The sequence below is a fragment of the Pseudomonas sp. F9001 genome (genome assembly GCF_013385435.1).
GTDB lineage: Bacteria > Pseudomonadota > Gammaproteobacteria > Pseudomonadales > Pseudomonadaceae > Aquipseudomonas.
This window is the reverse complement of record NZ_JACAPX010000024.1, coordinates 135,402-157,042: the sequence shown is the minus strand read 5'-3', so window position 1 is coordinate 157,042 and position 21,641 is coordinate 135,402. Positions and strand designations below refer to the sequence as shown.

At 61.9% G+C, this 21,641-nt stretch carries 16 protein-coding genes and 1 riboswitch; of the genes, 6 read left to right on the top strand and 10 right to left on the bottom strand.

Features of this window, described 5'->3' with window-relative positions:
- Positions 1 to 116: 116 nt before the first annotated feature.
- Entirely contained in the window at positions 117 to 2,021 is a 1,905-nt protein-coding gene (thiC, locus tag HX818_RS22355) for a phosphomethylpyrimidine synthase ThiC (protein ID WP_008439122.1), read from the bottom strand.
- A gap of 145 nt (positions 2,022 to 2,166) precedes the next feature.
- A riboswitch (TPP riboswitch) is annotated at positions 2,167 to 2,272 on the bottom strand.
- Positions 2,273 to 2,468: 196 nt separating this feature from the next.
- Here thiC and HX818_RS22350 point away from each other — a divergent pair.
- On the top strand, positions 2,469 to 3,908 hold the full coding sequence (locus tag HX818_RS22350; RefSeq protein ID WP_102604279.1) for a TolC family outer membrane protein: 1,440 nt from the start codon (positions 2,469 to 2,471) through the stop codon (positions 3,906 to 3,908).
- A 118-nt stretch (positions 3,909 to 4,026) separates the two neighbouring features.
- Here HX818_RS22350 and waaA read toward each other — a convergent pair whose 3' ends face one another.
- Both waaA and HX818_RS22340 read right to left on the bottom strand, forming a co-directional pair.
- Complete coding sequence (gene waaA / locus HX818_RS22345) at positions 4,027 to 5,304, bottom strand: lipid IV(A) 3-deoxy-D-manno-octulosonic acid transferase (RefSeq protein ID WP_177020761.1); 1,278 nt, start codon at positions 5,302 to 5,304, stop codon at positions 4,027 to 4,029.
- A 23-nt stretch (positions 5,305 to 5,327) separates the two neighbouring features.
- On the bottom strand, positions 5,328 to 6,218 hold the full coding sequence (locus tag HX818_RS22340; RefSeq protein ID WP_177020760.1) for a LysR family transcriptional regulator: 891 nt from the start codon (positions 6,216 to 6,218) through the stop codon (positions 5,328 to 5,330).
- A gap of 103 nt (positions 6,219 to 6,321) precedes the next feature.
- On the opposite strand from HX818_RS22340, the gene HX818_RS22335 reads away from it, so the two are divergent.
- The 4 genes from HX818_RS22335 to HX818_RS22320 all read left to right on the top strand — a co-directional run bounded on the left by HX818_RS22335 (position 6,322) and on the right by HX818_RS22320 (position 9,805).
- The gene (locus HX818_RS22335; RefSeq protein ID WP_003209492.1) at positions 6,322 to 6,657 is read left to right on the top strand and encodes a multidrug efflux SMR transporter; all 336 of its coding nucleotides are present in this window, start codon (positions 6,322 to 6,324) and stop codon (positions 6,655 to 6,657) included.
- A 153-nt stretch (positions 6,658 to 6,810) separates the two neighbouring features.
- Positions 6,811 to 7,986: an FAD-binding oxidoreductase gene (locus HX818_RS22330; RefSeq protein WP_003209491.1), complete on the top strand. Its 1,176-nt coding sequence runs from the start codon at positions 6,811 to 6,813 to the stop codon at positions 7,984 to 7,986.
- Entirely contained in the window at positions 7,983 to 8,795 is an 813-nt protein-coding gene (locus HX818_RS22325) for an aldo/keto reductase (protein ID WP_003209490.1), read from the top strand. Before HX818_RS22330 ends, HX818_RS22325 begins: the two co-directional genes overlap by 4 nt.
- A gap of 41 nt (positions 8,796 to 8,836) precedes the next feature.
- A complete protein-coding gene (locus HX818_RS22320; RefSeq protein WP_008439131.1) occupies positions 8,837 to 9,805 on the top strand; it encodes a hypothetical protein in 969 nt (322 codons plus the stop codon).
- A gap of 133 nt (positions 9,806 to 9,938) precedes the next feature.
- Here HX818_RS22320 and hldE read toward each other — a convergent pair whose 3' ends face one another.
- On the bottom strand, positions 9,939 to 11,360 hold the full coding sequence (gene hldE / locus HX818_RS22315; protein ID WP_003209486.1) for a bifunctional D-glycero-beta-D-manno-heptose-7-phosphate kinase/D-glycero-beta-D-manno-heptose 1-phosphate adenylyltransferase HldE: 1,422 nt from the start codon (positions 11,358 to 11,360) through the stop codon (positions 9,939 to 9,941).
- 154 nt (positions 11,361 to 11,514) lie between these two features.
- Positions 11,515 to 13,320 (bottom strand): lipid A export permease/ATP-binding protein MsbA, encoded by a 1,806-nt coding sequence (gene msbA / locus HX818_RS22310; protein ID WP_003209481.1) that lies wholly within the window; start codon positions 13,318 to 13,320, stop codon positions 11,515 to 11,517.
- Positions 13,321 to 13,479: 159 nt separating this feature from the next.
- Here msbA and HX818_RS22305 point away from each other — a divergent pair, with 159 nt between their 5' ends.
- A complete protein-coding gene (locus HX818_RS22305) occupies positions 13,480 to 15,357 on the top strand; it encodes an O-antigen ligase family protein (RefSeq protein WP_177020759.1) in 1,878 nt (625 codons plus the stop codon).
- Positions 15,358 to 15,423: 66 nt separating this feature from the next.
- Here HX818_RS22305 and HX818_RS22300 read toward each other — a convergent pair whose 3' ends face one another.
- The 5 genes from HX818_RS22300 to HX818_RS22280 all read right to left on the bottom strand — a co-directional run bounded on the left by HX818_RS22300 (position 15,424) and on the right by HX818_RS22280 (position 21,596).
- Positions 15,424 to 16,308, bottom strand: a complete 885-nt coding sequence (locus HX818_RS22300; RefSeq protein ID WP_102604281.1) for a glycosyltransferase — start codon at positions 16,306 to 16,308, stop codon at positions 15,424 to 15,426.
- Positions 16,305 to 17,453, bottom strand: a complete 1,149-nt coding sequence (locus tag HX818_RS22295; RefSeq protein WP_008439138.1) for a glycosyltransferase family 4 protein — start codon at positions 17,451 to 17,453, stop codon at positions 16,305 to 16,307. The genes HX818_RS22300 and HX818_RS22295 overlap by 4 nt, the downstream gene beginning before the upstream one ends.
- A gap of 85 nt (positions 17,454 to 17,538) precedes the next feature.
- Positions 17,539 to 18,945 carry a PIG-L deacetylase family protein gene (locus tag HX818_RS22290; protein WP_177020758.1) on the bottom strand — a complete coding sequence of 469 codons (1,407 nt, stop codon included), beginning with the start codon at positions 18,943 to 18,945 and terminating at the stop codon, positions 17,539 to 17,541.
- Positions 18,942 to 19,838 (bottom strand): GNAT family N-acetyltransferase, encoded by an 897-nt coding sequence (locus HX818_RS22285; protein ID WP_177020757.1) that lies wholly within the window; start codon positions 19,836 to 19,838, stop codon positions 18,942 to 18,944. The genes HX818_RS22290 and HX818_RS22285 overlap by 4 nt, the downstream gene beginning before the upstream one ends.
- Positions 19,839 to 21,596, bottom strand: a complete 1,758-nt coding sequence (locus HX818_RS22280) for a carbamoyltransferase (protein ID WP_177020756.1) — start codon at positions 21,594 to 21,596, stop codon at positions 19,839 to 19,841.
- Positions 21,597 to 21,641: the final 45 nt, after the last annotated feature.

The following is a 21,641-nucleotide window of genomic DNA, read 5'->3' as shown; positions in this document are numbered from 1 at the left end:
GGCGGCGAAGCCGCCCCAAAACCTGCAACTGATCAGTGTCAGTTAAAACACCGATCCAGATTCCGGGAGCGCTGCGCACTCCAGCGGGAGCAAGCTCCCTCGCCACAGGTTCTGATTCAGACCTTTTTGTACAGCTGGCTACCTTCCTGCTTGAACCGCTCCGCCTGCTCCGCCAGTCCCTTGGCCACGTCCACATCCACCGCTTCAATGCGCTGGTTGGCCGCGTACTCACGCACTTCCTGGGTGATCTTCATCGAGCAGAATTTTGGCCCGCACATCGAGCAGAAATGCGCGACCTTGGCCGAGTCCTTCGGCAAGGTTTCGTCGTGGTACGAACGCGCCGTGTCCGGGTCCAGGCCCAGGTTGAACTGGTCTTCCCAGCGGAATTCAAAGCGCGCCTTGCTCAACGCGTTGTCACGAATCTGCGCCCCCGGATGCCCCTTGGCCAAGTCCGCCGCATGGGCCGCGATCTTGTAGGTGATGATCCCGGTCTTCACATCGTCCTTGTTCGGCAGGCCCAAATGCTCCTTCGGCGTGACGTAGCAGAGCATCGCGCAACCGAACCAGCCGATCATCGCCGCCCCGATGCCCGAAGTGATGTGGTCATAACCCGGGGCGATGTCGGTGGTCAGCGGACCGAGGGTGTAGAACGGCGCTTCGTCGCAGCACTCCAGCTGCTTGTCCATGTTCTCCTTGATCAACTGCATCGGCACGTGGCCCGGGCCTTCGATCATGGTTTGCACGTCGTGCTTCCAGGCAATCTTGGTCAACTCACCGAGGGTTTCCAGCTCGCCGAATTGTGCGGCGTCGTTGGCGTCGGCAATCGAGCCCGGGCGCAGGCCGTCTCCCAGGGAGAAGCTGACGTCGTAGGCCTTCATGATTTCGCAGATTTCGTCGAAATGGGTGTAGGTGAAGTTCTCTTTGTGGTGCGCCAGGCACCACTTGGCCATGATCGAACCACCACGGGACACGATGCCGGTGACGCGCTTCGCGGTCAGCGGTACATAGCGCAGCAATACGCCGGCGTGGATGGTGAAGTAGTCGACGCCCTGCTCGGCCTGTTCGATCAGGGTGTCGCGGAACAGCTCCCAGGTCAGGTCTTCAGCGGCGCCGCCGACTTTTTCCAGGGCCTGGTAGATCGGCACGGTACCGATCGGCACCGGCGAGTTGCGGATGATCCACTCGCGGGTTTCATGGATGTGCTTGCCGGTGGACAGGTCCATCACCGTGTCCGAACCCCAGCGAATGCCCCACGTCAGTTTCGCCACCTCTTCTTCGATGGACGAACCCAGGGCGCTGTTGCCGATGTTGCCGTTGATCTTCACCAGGAAGTTACGGCCGATGATCATCGGTTCCAGTTCGGTGTGGTTGATGTTGGCCGGGATGATCGCGCGGCCACGGGCGATTTCTTCGCGGACAAATTCCGGGGTGATGATTTTCGGCACGCTGGCGCCGAAGCTGTGGCCGGCGTGTTGCTGGTCCAGCAGGCCGGCGGCGCGGGCCTCTTCCAGCTTCATGTTTTCGCGGATGGCGACGTATTCCATCTCGGCGGTGATGATGCCTTTGCGGGCGTAGTGCATCTGGGTGACGTTGGCCCCGGCCTTGGCACGGCGCGGGTTTTTCACGTGGGCAAAACGCAGCGCGGTCAGCTCGGCATCGCTCAGGCGCTGTTGGCCGAAGTGCGAGCTCAAGCCCGACAGGCGCTCAGTGTCGCCGCGGGATTCGATCCACGGCGAGCGCACATCGCCCAGGCCTTTGCGCACGTCGATGATCACGTTCGGGTCGGTGTAGGGGCCTGAGGTGTCGTAGACCACTACGGGCGCATTGATTTCGCCGCCGAAGTCGGTGGGGGTCACGTCGAGACTGACTTCGCGCATCGGCACGCGGATATCCGGACGGGTGCCCTGAACGTAGATTTTTTGCGAGCGGGTAAACGGCTGCACGGAACCGGAGTCGACCTTGGCCGATTCACTCAAGTGCACGGTGTTTTTTGATTTTTGGCTTTTTAATTCGATGCTCATCACGGGCTCTCCAACTATCCAGGCGGTGGATTTTTGTCGGAGTGAACCTGTGACGGATGGACGCACTGTGACAGTGCTGTGCTTGGCGCACGGGCTGTTCGATTGTCGAACAACATCCCGGACGAAGCACAAGAGGACTCGCCGGGTGACGAGAAATCTTGTTCCCTACGCAGGCGCTAACCTGATCAGGTTCAACGGGATCCGGTATTTACCGATCTCAGCCTTCCAACAAGGCACCCCGACAAGAACGCGGCCAGTCTAGACCATGGAGCAGGCAAATTGCCAACGGCGGTGCATTCATCGTGATGAATGGCGTAATTACAGGATTGTTGTGCCGTGATAGCGCCACTACACTCGGTGACTGCCTGAGGTCTTGACGCCAGGAATGGGCCGCCTTAGCCTTGGGCACCAAATTATCGCCGTAATATTTAATCTAGGGATCGCCTCATGCTGCGCAAACTTTCACTGGCTCTCGCCGTGTCTTGTGCGACCAACGGACTGGTCTGGGCAGCTGAAGCGCCCCTGACGACCAAAACCGACCTGGTCAGCGTCTACCAGGAAGCGGTGGACAACAACGCCGACCTGGCCGCCGCCCGCGCCCAATACGGCGCGCAGAAAGAAGTGGTGCCCCAGGCCCGCGCCGGGTTGCTGCCGAACCTGTCGGCCGGTGCCGACATCAACAATGTGCGCACCCAGCTGGACCAGCCCGCCGCCACGGTCAACCGCGACGCCCATTCCTGGCGCGCGACCTTGAGCCAGCCGCTGTTCCGCGCTGATCGCTGGTTCCAGCTGCAAGCCGCTGAAGCCGTCAACGAGCAGGCCGCGCTGCAACTCTCGGCCACCGAACAGAATCTGATCCTGCAAAGCGCCGAAAACTACTTCGCCGTGCTGCGAGCCCAGGACAACCTGGCGTCCACCAAGGCCGAAGAAGCCGCGTTCAAGCGCCAGCTGGACCAGTCCAACGAACGCTTTGACGTCGGCCTGTCGGACAAGACCGACGTGCTGCAATCCCAGGCCAGCTACGACACCGCACGGGCCAATCGCATCCTGGCCCAGCGCCAGGTGGACGACGCCTTCGAAGCGCTGATCACCCTGACCAACCGCCAGTACAACTCGATCCAGGGCATCGTCCACACGCTGCCGGTGCTGCCACCGGCGCCGAACGACGCCAAGGCCTGGGTCGAAACCGCCGGCCGCCAGAACCTGAACCTGCTGGCCAGCAACTATGCCGTCACCGCCGCCGAAGAAACCCTCAAGCAACGCAAGGCCGGCCACGCGCCGACGCTGGATGCCGTGGCGCAATATGAAAAAGGTGACAACGACGCCCTGGGCTTCAGCAACCCGAGCGCCTTTGGCCAGCCGTATCACGGTGACGTGTCGCAACGCACCGTAGGCTTGCAGTTGAGCATCCCGCTGTACAGCGGCGGCCTGACCAGCTCGCAAGTGCGCGAATCCTATTCCCGCCTGGGCCAGACCGAGCAGCAGCGCGAAGGCCTGCGTCGCCAGGTGGTGGAAAACACCCGCAACCTGCACCGCGCGGTGAACACCGATGTGGAGCAGGTACAGGCGCGCCGCCAGTCGATCATCTCCAACCAGAGCGCGGTGGAAGCCACGGAAATCGGTTACCAGGTGGGCACGCGCAATATCGTCGATGTGCTGGACGCCCAGCGCCAGCTGTACACCTCGGTGCGCAACTACAACAACAGCCGCTACGACTACATCCTCGACAACCTGCGCTTGAAGCAGGCGGCGGGCACATTGAACCCGGGGGACTTGCAGGATCTGGCGCGTTACCTGAAGGCCGACTACAACCCGGACAAGGACTTCCTGCCGCCGGACCTGGCCAAGGCCGCCGCGGCGCAGCTGAAGGCTAACCCGGGTTATTAAAGACAACACATAACCCATGTGGGAGCTGGCTTGCCTGCGATTGCATCACCTCGGTCTGATTGATGTACCGAGGTGCCTGTATCGCCGGCAAGCCAGCTCCCACATTTGATTTGTGTTGTTAGACGTTAAGCAGTCTGCCCAACCCGTCCAGCAAACGCTTCAACGCCCCCTGATTGGCGCGCATCACCGCCAGCCCCGCCTGCCCCATCTTCTGCGCGTCCTGCGGCAGCTCGAACAAACGCTGCACCGCCACCGCCAAACCCTCGGCATCGTCCACTTCCTGCAACGCGCCGGCGTCGCGCATCATTGCGCTGATTTCCAGGAAGTTGAACACGTGGGGCCCGCAGATCACCGGCTTGGCCAAGGCCGCCGGCTCCAACGGGTTATGCCCCCCCGTGGCAACCAGGCTACCGCCGACGAACGCGCTGTCGGCCAGGGCATACAGAAACAGCAACTCGCCCATGGTGTCGCCCAGCAACACCGAGGTTTGCGCCGTCACCGCCTCGCCGCTGGAGCGACGCACCGTGGCGAAACCCTGTTGCTGGCACAGCTCGAACATCGGGTTGAAGCGCTCCTGATGGCGCGGCACCAGGATCAGCAACGCATTGGGATAACTGGCAAGCAACTGGCGATGGGCAGCGAGCACCACTTCGTCTTCGCCTTCGTGGGTGCTGGCGGCGATCCACACCGGGCGTTCACTGGCGTGCCACTGTTCACGCAACGCGGCGGCGCGCGCCAGCAGTTGCGGGTCGATGGCCAGGTCGAACTTGATCGAGCCGGTGACTTCGACAGTCTCGGGCCGTGCACCCAGGCTGCGAAAACGCTCGGCCTCGGTTTCGGTCTGGACCGCGAACAGGCTCATTTCCGCCAGCATCGGCGCGGTCAGCCTGGCGAAACGCCCGTAGCCCTTGGCCGAGCGAGCCGACAGCCGCGCGTTGGCCAATGCCACGGGAATCCCGCGTTTGGCGCACTGGTGAATATGGTTGGGCCACAGTTCGGTCTCCATGATCACCGCCAGTTTCGGCTGCACGCGATCGAGAAAACGCTTGGCCGCACAGGGCAAATCGTACGGCAGGTAGCAGTGCTGGATGCGCGGCTCGTTGGCGAACAACGCCTGGATGCGCTCGGAACCTGTAGGCGTCATGCAGGTGACGGTGATCGGCAGCTGTGGATAACGTTCCAGCAGCCCGCGAATCATCGGCGCAGCGGCGATGCTTTCGCCCACCGACACCGCATGCACCCAGATCCCGCCGGGTTGCATCACCGGCAAGCCCCAGGAGAAGCGTTCTCCCACGCGCTTCGCGTAAGCAGGCGCTTTGCGGGCTCGCAGCCACAGACGTAAAGCCACCAACGGCAGCGCCAGGTAAAACAGACAGCTGTAGAGAGTTCTATTCATGGCGGCGGAGTTTATCGGCTTTTTCAGTCGATCGCCTGCAAGCACTCGGCAAAACGTTCGGCGAGGAAACGCGCGGCCGGGCCGAGGGGCTCGTCGCGACGCCAGACCAGCTCCACCACCAGCGCCGGCGGGGTCCATTCGCTGTTCAGTTCGACCATCTGGTTCTGATAGGCCGGATACTGCACCACATGCCGCGGCAACCAGGCCCAACCCAGGCCGCGCGCCAGCCACTCGGCCAGCACGTAGAAACTGTCAGCCCGCCACACTTGCGGGCTGGCGGCCTCGCTGCCGGGATACACACTGGTCTGGGTCGCCATCAGCAATTGGCGAAACTGTGCCAGGCGCTGGCAATCCACGAACTGCTCCTTGGCCATGGGATGCCCGATACCGCACACGGTCACCATCTCCACACTGCCCAGCGCGCGGCGCTCCAACGCTTCGGGGATCTGATCGTGATAGAACAGCAGGCCCAGATCCGCCTTGCGCTCCACCAGCTTGCGCGCGACATCGCCTTGGGCGGCGCTGGACAACTGCACTTCCAGGCTGGGAAATTTTCCCGCCAGCGCTTCGAGGCTATCGAGCACCGGCTGATAGAGCATGGCTTCATCCTGGGCCAGGCGCAGGCGCGCCTCTTCACCGCGCATCAATGACAAGGCACGGCCATTCAGGCGCTCGCACTGGCGCAAGACTTCCCGCGCCTCCTCGAGCAACGCGGTGCCGGCCTCGGTCAAGCGGGGCTGGCGGCCGCTGCTGCGATCAAACAGGGATACGCCCAGGTCCGCCTCCAACAGGGCAATCCCATTGCTGACTGCCGATTGCGCCCGACGCTGGTCCCGCGCCACCGCCGAAAATGAACGCTGCTCGGCGACGCTGACAAACAGGCGCATTTGCTCAAGACTCCACTGCACGCTCATGGCTCAACCCATCTTCAATTCGGATAGGTAATGACTTTACCGCATCTGACAAGTCTCTAAAATGCCAACCTTATCAAGCGACCCTGTACCGAGGATTTACCCCATGAACGCCGCTTACTATTACCTGGCCATTGCCATCTGCTCGGAAGTGATCGCCACCGTTTCCATGAAAGCGATCAAGGGTTTCAGCACGCCAATCCCGTTGTTGCTGGTGATCGTCGGCTACGGCGTGGCCTTCTGGATGCTCACGCTGGTGGTGCGCACCGTGCCGGTGGGTGTCGCGTATGCAGTGTGGGCCGGGATGGGCATCGTGATGGTCAGCATCGCCGCGCTGTTTATCTACGGGCAGAAACTGGATATCCCGGCGATGCTGGGCATGGGCCTGATTGTGCTGGGCGTGGTGGTGATTCAGTTGTTCTCGAAAACGGCCGGGCACTGAGCGTTCACGCGAGATTCAATTGAGGCCGAAACTCGCAGCCTCGTTCCACTCGACAGCTCCTGCGGTGCGTCTGTCATCCGGGAGCGTTGGGGCGAAGATTCACTTCATGAGCCTGTATACTGCGCAGCCTGTCTTGAACACTGAGGTCGCTGCATGCCATCCGTTATTTCCACCGACGTTCTGATTGTCGGCGCCGGGGTTGCCGGCCTCTGGCTCAATGCGCGCCTGCGCCGCCAGGGCTTTTCCACGGTATTGGTGGAAAGCGCCACCCTCGGTGGCGGGCAAAGCGTGAAGTCCCAGGGGATCATCCACGGCGGCGCCAAATATGCACTGCACGGCGCCCTGACCGGTGCCTCCGAAGCCATCGCCGACATGCCCCGCCGCTGGCGCGAAGCCCTGGCGGGCAACGGTGAACTGGATCTCTCCGGTGTGCGCCTGCTGTCCGAAGCCCACTATTTGTGGTCGCCGGGCACCATCGCTGGCAACCTCACCAGTTTCTTCGCGAGCAAGGCCGTGCGTGGCCGCGTGGATCAAGTGAAGGGCGATGACCTGCCACCGGCCCTGCAAGATCGCCGCTTCAAGGGCAAGGTCTATCGCCTGGCCGAACTGGTGATCGACGTCCCAAGCCTTATCGAACGCCTGGCCCAACTGGCCGGCGACGGTTTGCTCGCGGGCAAACAGATCGAACCCTTGCTGGAACAAGGCACACTGGTCGGCCTGAAGGTCGATGGCCGTGAGATCCGCGCCCAGCGTATCGTCATCAGCGCCGGCGGCGGCACCGCTGACCTGCTCGGCGCCCTGGGCCTGAGCCAGCCCGCCATGCAACGCCGACCTCTGCACATGATCATCGCCAAGGGCCCCGGCCTGAAGCCGCTGTACGCCCACTGCCTGGGGGGCGGCACCAAGCCGCGCATCACCGTGACCACGCATCCCGCCGCCGACGGCAATTGGGTGTGGTACCTGGGCGGCGATATCGCCGAAGCCGAAGGTGTGGCCCGTACCCCGGAGCAACAGATCGCCACCGCCCAAAAAGAGCTGGGGCAGTTGCTGCCCTGGATCGACATGAGCCAGACCCAATGGGCCACCTTGCGCGTCGACCGCGCCGAACCATTGCAGTCAGGCCTGACCCGCCCGGACAACGCGTTCCTCGCCGAACAGGATCGCCTGTTGGTGGGCTGGCCGACCAAGCTGGCATTGGCACCGGATTTCGCCGATCGAGTGATCAACGCACTGGAACGTGACGGCATCAAGCCCGGAACTACCGAAAAACTGCCCGAGCTGCCGAAACCCGCCATCGCCCAACCTGCCTGGGAGCAACTGCTGCCATGACCCTGCCGACTCTGCACGACCTCCACCGCCCGCTGGGCAGCACCGGCCTGCTGGTCTCGCCGCTGGGCCTGGGCACCGTCAAGCTGGGCCGCGACCAAGGGGTGAAATACCCCAGTGGCTTCCAGATTCCCGATGACGATGCGGCGCGGATGCTGTTACGCCAGGCCCGGCAATTGGGCATCAACCTGATCGACACTGCGCCCGCCTATGGCCGCAGCGAAGAACGCCTGGGCCCGCTGTTGCGCGGCCAGCGCCAGGAATGGGTAATTGTCAGCAAGGTGGGCGAAGAATTTGCCGAAGGCGTATCCCATCACGACTTCAGCGCAGCCCACACCCGGCTTTCGGTGGAGCGCAGCCTGAAACGACTGGAAACGGATTTTATCGACCTGGTGCTGGTGCACTCCGACGGCAACGACCTGCATATTCTCAATGATTGCGAGGTTTACCAGACCCTGGAAGACCTCAAGCGCGAGGGCAAGATCCGTGGTTTCGGCTTCTCCGGCAAAACCGTCGAGGGCGGTGTAAAGGCTCTGGAACAAGGTGATTGCGCCATGGTCACCTACAATTTGAACGAACAGGCCGAGAAAGCCGTCATTGATTATGCCGCCGCACACGGCAAGGGCATCCTGGTGAAAAAGGCACTAGCCAGTGGCCATGTCTGCCTGGAATCCGGAGTGGATCCAATTCACGCCAGTTTCATGCTGTTGTTTGCGCAAACTGGCGTTGCCAGTGCTATTGTCGGGACCATTAATCCGCTGCACCTCGCCCACAACGTGGCGACCGCTGCCAAGGTCATTCGCCAACTCTGATGCCGCCGACGCGGCCGACCCCGACGCAAGAAGGAGCCGACATGCCGCGAACGCTCATAAGAAAGAACCCCAGCAACTTCAAGACACTGCCGCTGCACGTCGAAGCAACCCCCGAAGGCTTGAGCTACCAGAGCGTCGGCATGCCGCTCAACTTCGCCCAGACCCTGCAACGGCGCAAGCCGGTGGAGGTGAAAGACACCGAGCGTTTCGTGCTGGAGCTGGCCAACCTTGGGGTCTCGGTGCGCCTGACGCTGCACTGGCAGAACCGCGATTACTGGGTGCTGGTGCGCCAGCGCCGACAAGACCGTGGCGACGTCGTGCTCAAGCTGATCTCCGGCTATGTGCCGGCCCACGAACTGAACCTGCCACTGCACACCGCCATCCAGGAAATCGCCGAGGAATGCCTGCTGGAAACCCCGGAAGGCTGGCTGGGCGGTCGTTTCAATGACACCTGGCTGCCGGCGCCCTACTCGTCGGCCCTGCACTACCGCGAAGCGTTGCCGTTCCGTCTCTCACCGCTGTCCGGGGCCGCGCGCCCGGTGCGCTGCGCCACCATGCAATTGATTGAACGGCCACGCGCCTACGTGCACCTGCCCACGGCTTCGCTGCAGTTGATTTATGACTTGCGCCTGGAAGTGCCCAAGGAGGCGAAGTCCCTGAGCCTGTTTCATGTGGACGAGCGCCTGGAGGGCGACCAATTGGTGGCCCGCCTGGACCGCCAGCGCCCGGACCTGTACCTGATGCCGCTGAAGGACGGGCAGCCGTGTGCGGAGCTGTATACCTTGAAGAAGGATCAGCTGTATCCGGCGAGTACGCGAGGGTTGTATCTGGCTGAAAGCTTTGCCCAGCAGGAAGGCTGGATCGTGCGGGATGAGCGGATCCGCTGGAAGGACTGGCTGCGCCAGCAAGGGCTGAGTGCGCCGGAGAAAGAATCGAAATTGAAGCGCTTGACGGGTAAGGCGCGGCAGATCTTGCGCAAGATCGTGCCGAAGAAAAAAGCCAACCGGTAACCGGACATCAGGTCGCGGCGGTCGAATGTGGGAGCGGGCTTGCTCGCGAAGGCGGTGTATCAGTCACTGCATCTGCCAGCTGACCCACCGCTTTCGCGAGCAAGCCCGCTCCCACACAAGCCCGCTCCCACCATCAGTTATTGCGGATCTTCTCGACAATCGCCGTGGTCGAGCTGTTTTCCACCAGCCCCAGCACTTTGACCTTGCCACCGTAGGCACTGACGATATCGGCACCCACCACCTGGTCGACGGAATAATCACCGCCCTTGACCAGCACGTCCGGCTTGACCTGGGCCAGCAGGTTTTCCGGGGTCGCCTCGGCAAAGCTGATCACCCAGTCCACCGCACCCAAACCTGCCAGCACCGCCATGCGACGGTCCACACTGTTGATCGGCCGGCCTGGCCCCTTGAGGCGGCTGACCGACGCATCATCATTGACTGCCACGATCAAGCGATCGCCCTGGGCCCGCGCCTGCTCCAGGTAGGTCACGTGACCGGCGTGGAGGATGTCGAAGCAACCGTTGGTGAAGACAATGCTCTCGTTATGGGCACGGGCATCGTCAATCGCCAGCAACAGTTGCTCAAGGCTCAACACACCGCGCTCCGAGCCTTCGGATCGCTGGATGGCGCGGCGCAGCTCAGGTGCACTGATGGCCGCCGTACCGAGCTTGCCGACCACGATACCTGCAGCCAGGTTGGCCAGGGCCACCGCATGGGGAAGTTCCTCGCCCGCCGCAATTGCCGCGGCCAGGGTGGAAATCACGGTGTCACCGGCACCGGTCACGTCGAACACTTCACGGGCCCGCGCCGGCAGGTGCATGGCCGGGTGATCAGGACGCAGCAAGGTCATGCCGTGTTCGCCACGGGTCACCAGCAAGGCACCCAGGTCGAGGTCGGCCATGAGTTGGGCGCCTTTGGTCACCAGCTCGTGCTCATCGACACAACCGCCGACGATGGTTTCAAATTCGCTGAGGTTCGGCGTGATCAGGCTGGCGCCCCGATAAATCGAGAAGTCCTTGCCCTTGGGATCTGCCAGCACCGGAATGCCCCGGGCCTTGGCGGCCTGGATCAGTACCTGATGGTTTTTCAAGGCGCCTTTCCCGTAGTCGGACAGCACCAGCACCTTGATGCCTTCGAGCATCTCGTCGACCTGGGCGCTGAGCACCAGGGCGTCGGTGGCGAAGGGTTCTTCAAAATCGATACGCAGCAATTGCTGGTGCCGGCTCATGACCCGCAGCTTGACGATGGTCGGCTGGTGGGGAATACGCTGGAACAGCGCACGCACACCCGCACCCTTCAGGCTGTTGGCCAGGCTGTCGGCAGCCTCGTCGTCGCCGGTCACACCCACGAGGGATGCCGGGGCGCCGAGGGCGGCAATATTGAGGGCAACGTTGGCAGCGCCACCTGGACGGTCTTCGATTTGCTCGACCTTGACTACCGGTACCGGTGCCTCAGGGGAAATCCGTGAGGTACCGCCATGCCAGTAACGGTCGAGCATGACATCGCCGACCACCAAGACAGGGGCTTGATCGAATCGCGGCATGGACAACTTCATGGAGCAACCCACATACAAAATGAACAGGGGCGCGATATTACCACAGGGTTGTCAAAGGCTTGTGCAATGTAGGAGCCGGCTTGCCGGCGATGCGGCCACCGCGGTTTTTCAGTGCAACCGCGGTGGCCATCGCCGACAAGCCGGCTCCTGCAGATCAGGTGATGTCGGCCGGGATCGGCGCGTCCAGGCCCATGGCATGCAGCCGGGCGTAGTAACCGTTTTGCGCCAGCAATTCGCCGTGGGTACCGCGCTCGACTATCCGGCCATCGTCCATCACCAGGATCAGGTCGGCTTTCTCGATGGTCGACAGGCGGTGAGCGATCACCAGGGTCGTGCGGCCTTGCATGACCTTGTCCAGGGCGGCCTGGATATGGCGCTCCGATTCGGTGTCCAGCGCCGAGGTGGCCTCGTCGAGGATCAGCAATGGCGCGTTCTTGAGCAAGGCCCGGGCGATTGCCAGGCGCTGGCGCTGGCCGCCGGACAGCAGCACGCCGTTTTCGCCGACCTGGGTGTCGAAGCCCTTGGGCAACTGGTCGATGAAGTCCTTGGCATAGGCATCGGCCGCTGCCGCCTCGACATCGGCCCGCGGTGCGCCGGCCAGGTCACCGTAGGCGATGTTGTTGGTCACGGTGTCGCTGAACAGGGTCACGTGCTGGGTCACCTGGGCGATGTGCCGACGCAGGTTGAGCAGGCGATAGTCTTCGATTTCCACGCCGTCGAGCAGGATCTCACCGCTCTCATGGTGGTAGAAACGCGGGATCAGGCTGGCCAGTGTCGACTTGCCGCTACCCGAACGCCCCACCAGGGCAACCATCTGCCCGGGCTCTGCGGTAAAGGTGATGTCCTTGAGCACATGGCGCTCGGTGCCCGGGTAGGTGAAGTTCAGGTTGCGCACTTCCAGGCGGCCGCTGACCTTGTCGCGCTCGATGGTGCCGCGATCGATTTCCACGTCTTCGTCCAACTGCTCGAAAATACTTTCGGCACCGGCCACGCCTTTCTGGATGGTCGAGCTGACTTCGGACAGCTGGCGGATTGGCTTGGGCAACAGGCCGGCCAACGTGATGTAGGCCACCATGTCACCCGCCGACGCATCACCGCGAAGGTACAGGACCAGGAACATCAACACTGCCATGGCGCTGTAGATCACCAGTTGCAGCGCCGGCGTATAGATCGCGCCGGTGCGGGTCATGCGCAGTTGCTTGTTGGTGTTGCTCAGGCTCGCCTTGAGGAAGCGCTTCTGCTCATACACCTCACCGCCGAAGCTGCGCACCACGCGGTAGCCCTGGATGGTTTCCGAGGCAACGTGGGTCACATCGCCCATCGCAACCTGGATCTTCTTGCTCTGCTTGCGGAATTTCTTGCTTGCGGTGCTGACCATCACGGCAATCAACGGCAGGATGGCGATCATCACCAGGGTCAGCCGCCAGTTCATGAACAGCAGCGAGGCGAACAGGAAGATCACCGTCATGCCTTCGCGAATCACCACCTTGATGGCATCGGTCGCAGCACCGGTGACCATGGTCACGTTGAAGGTGATGCGGGAGATCAGGTGCCCGGAGTTGTGATTGTCGAAATAGCGGTTCGGCAGGGTCAGCAGGTTGTTGAACAACTGCACCCGCAGGTCGTGGACCAGGCCCAGGGAAACCTTGGCCAGCAGGTAGTTGCCCAGGAACGAACCGAGGCCCTGCCACGCGGCGATCAGGATGATCAGCAACGGCACGGCCTGCAGCAGTTGCAGGTCACGCAGGAAAGGCACCGTGGGGAACAACACCGCTTCAGGGTTGGACAGGCCATCGACAAAGTACTTGAGGATGTAGCCCAGCATCGGCTGGGTCGAAGCGAAAATCAGAAAGCCGACGATACTCAGCGCGAACAAGCCGGCATAGGGCTTAACGTAGCTGAGCAGGCGGAAGTATATTTTCAAGCTCGAAGGGCTTGCGCTCGGACTGGAGTCGGTCATATCACGCGGCGGTTTTGAAAAAGGAGGCTGACTTTAGCACAGCTTCTCTGTTGTACTTGCACGCGGCACAACCGCAGCCCCGTTGGATCCAACGGACGACATTATATAGCCACTGCTTTAGTATGGTCGGCTTTCTTTATTCTGGAACGGCTTTTCTGTATGCACTCCAAGCGCCTTACCTATGGCTCAAATCGCGTTTTCGACTTCCTCTGTTTGTGGATTCTGCCCATCGGCTTGTTGTTGCTCCTGAGTTCGCTGTTCTTCGTCACCAATCGAAACGTGCTGCACAGGTTCTACTACCTGCTGTTCGCAGCGCCGACACTGTTGCTGCTGTGCCTGCGCCCGACGGAATTCAAGCAGGTATTGCGCGAGCCCCTGGCGATTGCCTTCCTGGTTTTCTCGGGCTGGGCGCTCACCAGCCTGCTCTGGAGCCCTGAGGCTACGACAGACTCCGACCTGTTCAAGCGGCCACCGAATACCTTCACGTTGTTTGTCGGCTTAGGACTGTTGCTGCATTACCGCAGCGAACTGTTCAAGCCGATCTTCTTCTGTGCCGCGCTGATTGCGCTGATATCGAGCGCCTGCAGTCTGGTGGCTTTTGCTCCCCACCTCTCGGATGGCTCGCGAATGATCGGCGGGCGTGGCGCTCTTGATAATCCGCTGCTGAGCTCTCACGTATTCGGATTCTTCTGCATTTACTGGCTGTACGTATGCATGACCACCAAGCGTGCGCACGTACTCTGGTTCAGCGTTCCGGCACTGGCAATCATGGGCGCTGCAGTGATGGCCACCGGCTCGAGAACGCCGCTGGTTGCCCTGCTCCTTGCCGTGCTCTGGATGAGTTTCATCACTCGCAATCGGCGCTCGGCCCTGCTGATCGCCTGTATGGCGCTGGGGGCCGCGGCGCTGCTGCTGCTCTATCCCGAACTGATCACCAATCGTGGCAGCTCGTCCCGCTTCGAACTCTGGAGCATGTCGCTTGAGCGTATTGCCGAACACCCCTGGATCGGCCACAGCTACGACTCAGAGTTGTACCTGACACTCGCCGACGGCAATCAACTGCGCGAACCCCACAGCTTTGCCCTCGGCGTGCTCTATTACGTCGGCATCATCGGCTTCATCCCGTGGATATTCATGCTCGGCTGGGGCCTGTACAAAAGCCTCAAGGAACGTGCGCAGCCATTGTTCATCCTGGCCTCCTCCCTGCTGGCCTATGGCATCGGTGCCGGCCTGACCGAAGGCGGCGGCATTCTCTCGCGACCAAAAGAGCACTGGTTCCTGCTGTGGATCCCGCTGGCACTGATCGCCGGCCTGAGCATCGCCCAGCGTCGCCGCAGCCTGCTGCGCATGCCGGTTCAACGCCTGAAATCGCAAGACTTCGAACAGCTGTGCGCCAACGCCCACGTGATCGAAGCCGATGGCCTGGGGCCCAAGGTCCTGCGCCTGGAGGATGGCAGCTTCCTCAAGCTGTTCCGCCCTCGTCGCTGGTACACCTCAGGCAGCTTCAATCCCTATTCAGAGCGCTTTGCCAGCAACAGCGAGCAACTGCGTGCATTGGGGATTCCATCACCGGTCATCCTCAATCTCTATCAGTTAAAGGATGCGAGCAGCGCCGTACGTTATCAGCCGCTGCCCGGCCTGACCCTGCGCCAGGCCCTGCAAAGCCTGGACAGCAGCCTGCGGGAATCGCTGATCGAACGTTTCGGCCGGTTCATGGCCCAGCTCCACGAGCGCGGCGTGTACTTCCGCTCCCTGCACCTGGGCAACGTACTTTTGATGGATGATGGCGAGTTCGGCCTGATTGACGTGGCAGACATGCGCATCTACCCATCGCCGCTGCGTAACGCCCTGCGCCAGCGCAACCTGCGGCACATGCAGCGTTATCCCCAGGACCGCAACTGGTTGTTCGAAACCCACTTTGAACAACTCGCCGCTGGCTACGCTTCGGCAGCATCGCCAAGCGCCACGGCGAAGATCCGTGACCAGGTGTCCAGGCTCAATCGTCCGGTTGCGCAGGTAGCGAACCCGGCCAAGTGATGGTTTGAAGCGCCGGGGTTGCAGGCCCCGGGCCATTGCGGTGAACGCAATGGCCCGGCCGAAGCCCTATGAGCTGCGCTGCGGCGCCAGGTACAGCCGCACCAACCCACGCAAGGTCTTGCGACCCCAGAACTTCAACGGAATCTGCTTGAGGATCTCCCGCGCCAGTGGGCGGTCACGGTCGGCGGTCTTGAGGAACATCGAGTTCAGGAAGTTGTAGCGAACCTGATCGTAGGCTGGATGATCGCTGAACAACCCGTAGGTCTTGAGGATGTTCTGGATCATGTAGCGGTGATTCTTGTAGGTGTTGGTCGCGTGCTGGCGATAGCGCGCCATCACCACGTTCAACACGTCGATGGTGTACCCGGCGTGGGTGATCTTCAATTCGATCAGCAAGTCTTCCAGCGGAATCAGCGGATCGAACCCTCCGACCTCTTCCAGCGCCTGCCGACGGATCATCAGCGTCGGTGCCGGCGGAAAGGGCTTGCGATCGAGGAACAGGTCATCGAAATCCAGGCTGCGAAACGGCAAGTCGCGGCGCTGCTTCTTCTCCGGGTATGGCTTGCCGTCCCCATCAATCAACTCGATATTGCCGGCGCAAATACCCACCTTCGGCTTGCCTTCCATGTAGGCAACCTGGGTGGCGATGCGCTCGGGCAGCATGATGTCATCGGAGCCGAATGGCGCGATCAGGCTGCCTTTGGCGCGAGCGATGGCACCGTTCAGGGTATTGGTCAGGCCCTGGTTCTGCTGCACCTGGAAATCAAACCCGTGTTCGGCCTGCAAGCGCTGGATGCGCTCCACGCTGTCATCCCTGGAGCCATCGTCTACCACCAGCAACTCGATGTTGGGGTAGGTCTGGCCGAGCACACTGAGAATGCTCTGCTCGATGTACGGCCCGTGGTTGTAGGAGGCGATGATCACAGTGACCAGGGGTTGCTGCAGACTCATGCTTTACCTACTTCACGCAGACCGGTTTCGATCAGGTTCAAATACTTGTGCCGGAACTCGTCCAGGGTGTGGTTTTCTTCCAGGTAGCGGAACACTTGCTCACCCTTGGCGCGCAGTTCTTCGTCGCTCAGCGCCAGGTAAGTGTCCAGTGCTGCCGCCAACTGCTCGACATTGCCCGGATCATGGGAGAGGCCGCCGGCACCTTGCACCAACGGCAGCATCGCCGGGCCATTGGAGGCGATGACCGGCAGATGGCCGCTCATGCCTTCCAGCAGCGCCAGGCCCAGGCCTTCGAACAACGACGGCATGGTCCAGATGTCGAAACCGCGCACATACTTCATGCCATCTTCGCGAAAGCCCAGCAGGTGCGCACGGCCGGTCAGGCCCAGGCGCTCGATATCGGCGCGCAGGTCTGCTTCGGCGCGGCCGGAGCCGATGATCCCCACCTGGGCCTCAGGGTATTTGTCCTTGAGGGTGGCGAACGCTTGCAACAAATGGGTGTGGCCCTTGATCGGCACCAGGCGGCCCAGGGCGCCAATCATCCGCGCATCCAGCGGCAGGCCCAGGGCCTTGCGCGCTTCATCCCGTGGCAACTGCAAGGCTTCGGCCTGGGGGATGTCGATGGCATTGGTGACAAAGGTGGTGTTTTCGCGGGTGAACCCGCAGTTGAGGTCCACCAGGTAATCCCTGACCGCTGCCGACACCCCGACGAATCGCCACGCCGGGCTGACCCACTTCTGCGTCTGGCGCCGGCGGTAGCCCCGGGCGTACTCGCCAAAACCGTGGGAGATGCCGATGCACAGGGGGATCTTCAACCAGCGGTTGAGCGACAGCATCATGTTCACCGACTTGAAGCGGTTACAGATGACCACGTCGAATTTCTGCTCGCGGCAATATTTGTAGATCTGCCACATCGCGCCGAAACGAATGCCCTTGAGGGACTTTTCCGGCAACTCGAAATAATGGGAGTGCTCAGCCACGCTCAGGGGCTGGCCGGGCAGCGGGCGGCCGCTGAGGAACCCGGATGTGACCTCGAAACGTTCAGCCGGCAAGGCCTTGACGATCTGCTCGCCGAGGTCGGCGAAGTCGTGGGTCTTGACGTTGTAGTCCGGCTGTAACTGCAAAACCTTGAAACGAGGTTTCATAACTCTCCATGCTGCAATCTGGCTGCGGGCGCGCAGCCCGGCGAAAAGGGGCGGCAGGCGCTGCAAGCCTGCCTTCAATAAGGTCTCAATCCTGCTTTAAAACCCAGAGCAATTCATGGCGGCGCACCGCCTTGCGGAAGAATTCATTCTCTCCATAAGGCGATGGACTACGGCCCGCCAATAATTGCTGCAACCACCTGCGCACGCGGCGCTTGAACGGCGCCCGCGGCTGCAAGTCGTGCATCATGCCCAGGGCCATGGCCTTGTCCTGCTGCTGGCTGAGCGTCAGCGGCAAGCTGCAAGGCACAAGTTCACGGGAGGCATCAAAACGCGGCGGCAAGGCCACGCCAGCGCCCGAATCCCCCATGGGCCAACGATCGTTATCATGCAGGTGGTTGGCGTAGCCGAGCAACGTGCCCGGTTGCCACTCCAGGCCTTGCAAGGCTTCGAGAATCGCGGCGTGGGCGCAGATGTGATCCGGGTGCGGATCCAGCAACGGCGTTGGCAACACGATCACCTGCGGGCGCGCCTTGAGCAGCAATGCCCGCAGGTCGGCAATCAGGTTATTCCAGGTCGGGGCGCCGTCCACATCCCCGGGCAAGGCCAGGGCATTGAACTGGCGAAACAGCCGCGTATCGTCCAACTGAGCTTCCCGGGAAGCCTGGGGCTGATCCGGTGCGGCCTGCATCGCTGCAAGCTGCATGCAGAAGTACCCCAACTGCACGCACTGCGCTTCGGGAACGCCCGCCCAACGCGGCACGGTGACGCTGTCCCAGGCACGCAGGCGGCCTTTGAGTCGTGCGGCATCGGCCTTGGGCATGCCCATCTGCTGATAGTGATCGGCTTCGATTTCGCCCGCCGTCAGGGTGACGATCCAGCTCTCGTCGGCTTGGCTGTACAGGCTGAAAGCGGCCAATTCGGCATCGTCGGCATGGGGCGCGATGACCATCACCCGTTGGCGACGGTAGTCCGGCTGGCGGAACAACCAGAGCGTCGGCTGCCCCTTGATCCGGCAGAAGCGCCCGCGCAAGCGCAGCTTACCGCCGGCGAGTGCTTCGCCCATGCCCGTCAGGTTGAGGTAACGCCGGCCTGAAAGACCACGCTCGAAGACTTGCCGGTCGGGTGCATCCAGGCCCGACACGTCCACCGCCGGGTCGAGAAAACGCCCGAGCCAAGAGCTTTTGAGTTCAATCCCGACGATCAGGGTTTCATCGCCCACCAGAGGCGTGTCCAACAGCAGGCGCCCGGCTTCAAGACGCAGGCCCGTGCACTCGCTCCCTTCAGGAAACGCGTACTCATAGTCGTCTTTAGGCGAGTAGAACAGATGATCGGCAAACCAGGCCTCATGCGCGGCCCACAGCACCACGGCCAGCACCAGCGGCAACCACCAGGCCACCAGCACACCGACAGCCACCAACAGCAACAGGCCCACCACCAGCGCAATACGCTTGTTGCGCCGGTGCTGCTTGAGCAATTGCTGTTTGCGACTCATACGCTGAACACCGGCACCGGGTTGCACCAGCGCTCCTTGTATTCACGGTCGGAACGCCCGAAGGAGAAACGCAGCGGCTTGTCGCTCGCTCGCGCTTGCTCCCAGGCACTTTGGGTATTGAGGAAACTCAGCACGCTGCCGGGGCTGAACGCCTTGGTTTCAGGGTCGACACCGCCGTTGACGTATTCGGCGCTGACCCACTGCGGCGCCTGCACCTGATACACCAGTTGCACGGCAATCGCAGCGTCATTGAGAAACAGCACCGAGCCGAACAGGAATTCCTTGAGCAACTCCAGCACCTCGGCCAAGCGCTCGGCACCCGCCGCCGGGAAACCCCAGCGCCGCTGAAACAGGTCGCAGTAAATCGCCGCCAGTTCGCGGCTGGAAAACTCGCCGACCGCCCGCACCACGCCGCCCGCATCTTCCAGCAAACGCAATTCACGGCGCTGGTTGTAGCGAAACTTCTTCGACAACTCTTCCGGTGTGCGCGCCATGGCCAACTGCTCGGCCTGGGGCTTGAGGGTGCTTACGCGCCCCTCATTCAGTGCAGAGAGATAACGCGCGCGATGGCGCAATGGCACCTGCGCATCGGCGGCAATCGGCAGGATGATCTCGGCATTACCCAGATCAAACAGGCCTTTTTTGCCTTTGCGCTTGAGCACGTCCTTGGACAGGGCCAGGTCGCGCCCCCAGGTAGCAATTGCGCCCTTCAGCTCACCGTCCTGCTCCCAGCCCAGGTAGCGCACCGGAATCTGCGCCAGGTGCGCCAGCCGCTCGACGATCTGCGGATGAGTCGCCACGCTGCCGCCAAAACGCTGCCAGGCCTGGGCGTAAACCTCGGCCTCGACAGGCGTCCAGCCACGTTCACGCCAGCCCTGGAAGCGGTTCAGCATTTAGACCACGGCGTCATAAGGGTCCACGCCGTCCTTGACCACGAGGATGTCTTCCATGATCAGGTACTGCAGGTCGGAACCGAAGAACATGTTCAGCGCGTCGGTCGGCGAGCAGATCATCGCTTCGCCACGACGGTTGAGCGAGGTGTTCAGCGACACACCATTGCCGGTCAGTACTTCCAGTTCTTTCATCATGTCGTAGTAGCGCGGGTTGTATTCGCGCTTGAGCACCTGGGCACGGGAGGTACCATCTTCATGGACCACTTCCGGCACGCGGGTTTTCCACTCTTCCGACACTTCAAAAGTGAAGGTCATGAACGGCGCCGGGTGATCGACCTTGATCATCTGTGGCGCAACGGTGTCGAGCATCGACGGGCAGAAAGGCCTCCAGCGCTCGCGGAACTTGATCTGGTGGTTGATCCGGTCAGCCACGCCGGTGGCGCTTGGGCAACCGATGATCGAACGACCGCCCAGGGCACGCGGGCCAAACTCCATGCGGCCCTGGAACCAGGCCACCGGGTTGCCGTCGACCATGATCCTGGCGATGCGCTTGGGCATGTTTTCAATCTTGCGCCAGGCCGGCTTGCTCTCGTGCTTGGCGCACGCCGCGATCACGTCTTCGTTGCTGTAGGACGGGCCGAGATAGACGTGTTCCATCTTCTCAACCGGTACGCCACGGGCGTGAGACACGTAGGCGGCTGCACCCACCGCAGTACCGGCATCGCCGGACGCCGGCTGCACGAACAGCTCCTTGACGTCGTCGCGGGCAATGATCTTCTGGTTCAGCTTGACGTTCAGCGCACAGCCGCCGGCAAACGCCAGCTTGCCGGTGTCTTTGAGGATGTCGCCCAGGTAATGGTCGATCATCTGCAACGCCAGCTTCTCGAACAGCGCCTGCATGCTGGCCGCGTAGTGGATGTACGGCTCGTCGGCGATATCGCCTTCGCGCTTCGGACCCAGCCACTCGATCAGTTTTGGCGAGAAGTAGAAACCCTTGCCCTTCTCTTTGTAGCGACGCAGGCCGATGACGTTGGCGTAGTCGGTGTTGATCACCAGCTCGCCGTTTTCAAAGGAGGCCAGGCGCGAGAAATCGTACTTGCTGGCATCGCCATACGGCGCCATGCCCATGACCTTGAACTCACCGTCGAGCATCTCGAAACCGAGGAACTCGGTGATCGCGCCATACAGGCCGCCGAGGGAGTCCGGATCGTAGAATTCCTTGATCTTGTGGATCTTGCCGTTTTCGCCGTAGCCGAAGAAGGTGGTGGCGTACTCGCCCTTGCCGTCGATCCCGAGGATCGCGGTCTTCTCCTGGAAGCCCGAGCAGTGATAGGCGCTGGAAGCGTGGGCCAGGTGGTGTTCAACCGGTTCGATCTTGATTTTCTTCGGATCGAAGCCCAGTTGCTCCAGGCACCAGACGATCTTGTTGCGATAGCGCTTGTAGCGACGGTTGCCCATCAGGATCGCGTCGAGGGCGCGGTCCGGGGCGTACCAGTAACGCTTGGCATAGTGCCAGCGGGCCTCGCCGAACAGGCTGATGGGGGCGAACGGAATCGCCACCACATCAACGTCGGAAGGCTTGATACCGGCTTGTTCCAGGCAGAACTTCGCCGATTCGTAGGGCATGCGGTTCTTTGCATGTTTGTCGCGTACGAAGCGCTCTTCTTCGGCGGCCGCGATCAGCTTGCCGTCGATGTACAAGGCTGCGGAAGGATCATGGCTAAGGGCGCCGGACAGGCCAAGAATCGTCAATGCCACAGGGGTCTAGCCTCTTTTAGTCTGCATGCAGGCGCGTCACGCCTG

Bases quoted from the DNA above. Each gene is read 5' to 3' on its own strand.
- thiC (WP_008439122.1), bottom strand. From the start codon at position 2,021: ATGAGCATCGAATTAAAAAGCCAAAAATCAAAAAACACCGTGCACTTG.
- HX818_RS22350 (WP_102604279.1), top strand. From the start codon at position 2,469: ATGCTGCGCAAACTTTCACTGGCTCTCGCCGTGTCTTGTGCGACCAAC.
- waaA (WP_177020761.1), bottom strand. From the start codon at position 5,304: ATGAATAGAACTCTCTACAGCTGTCTGTTTTACCTGGCGCTGCCGTTG.
- HX818_RS22340 (WP_177020760.1), bottom strand. From the start codon at position 6,218: ATGAGCGTGCAGTGGAGTCTTGAGCAAATGCGCCTGTTTGTCAGCGTC.
- HX818_RS22335 (WP_003209492.1), top strand. From the start codon at position 6,322: ATGAACGCCGCTTACTATTACCTGGCCATTGCCATCTGCTCGGAAGTG.
- HX818_RS22330 (WP_003209491.1), top strand. From the start codon at position 6,811: ATGCCATCCGTTATTTCCACCGACGTTCTGATTGTCGGCGCCGGGGTT.
- HX818_RS22325 (WP_003209490.1), top strand. From the start codon at position 7,983: ATGACCCTGCCGACTCTGCACGACCTCCACCGCCCGCTGGGCAGCACC.
- HX818_RS22320 (WP_008439131.1), top strand. From the start codon at position 8,837: ATGCCGCGAACGCTCATAAGAAAGAACCCCAGCAACTTCAAGACACTG.
- hldE (WP_003209486.1), bottom strand. From the start codon at position 11,360: ATGAAGTTGTCCATGCCGCGATTCGATCAAGCCCCTGTCTTGGTGGTC.
- msbA (WP_003209481.1), bottom strand. From the start codon at position 13,320: ATGACCGACTCCAGTCCGAGCGCAAGCCCTTCGAGCTTGAAAATATAC.
- HX818_RS22305 (WP_177020759.1), top strand. From the start codon at position 13,480: ATGCACTCCAAGCGCCTTACCTATGGCTCAAATCGCGTTTTCGACTTC.
- HX818_RS22300 (WP_102604281.1), bottom strand. From the start codon at position 16,308: ATGAGTCTGCAGCAACCCCTGGTCACTGTGATCATCGCCTCCTACAAC.
- HX818_RS22295 (WP_008439138.1), bottom strand. From the start codon at position 17,453: ATGAAACCTCGTTTCAAGGTTTTGCAGTTACAGCCGGACTACAACGTC.
- HX818_RS22290 (WP_177020758.1), bottom strand. From the start codon at position 18,945: ATGAGTCGCAAACAGCAATTGCTCAAGCAGCACCGGCGCAACAAGCGT.
- HX818_RS22285 (WP_177020757.1), bottom strand. From the start codon at position 19,838: ATGCTGAACCGCTTCCAGGGCTGGCGTGAACGTGGCTGGACGCCTGTC.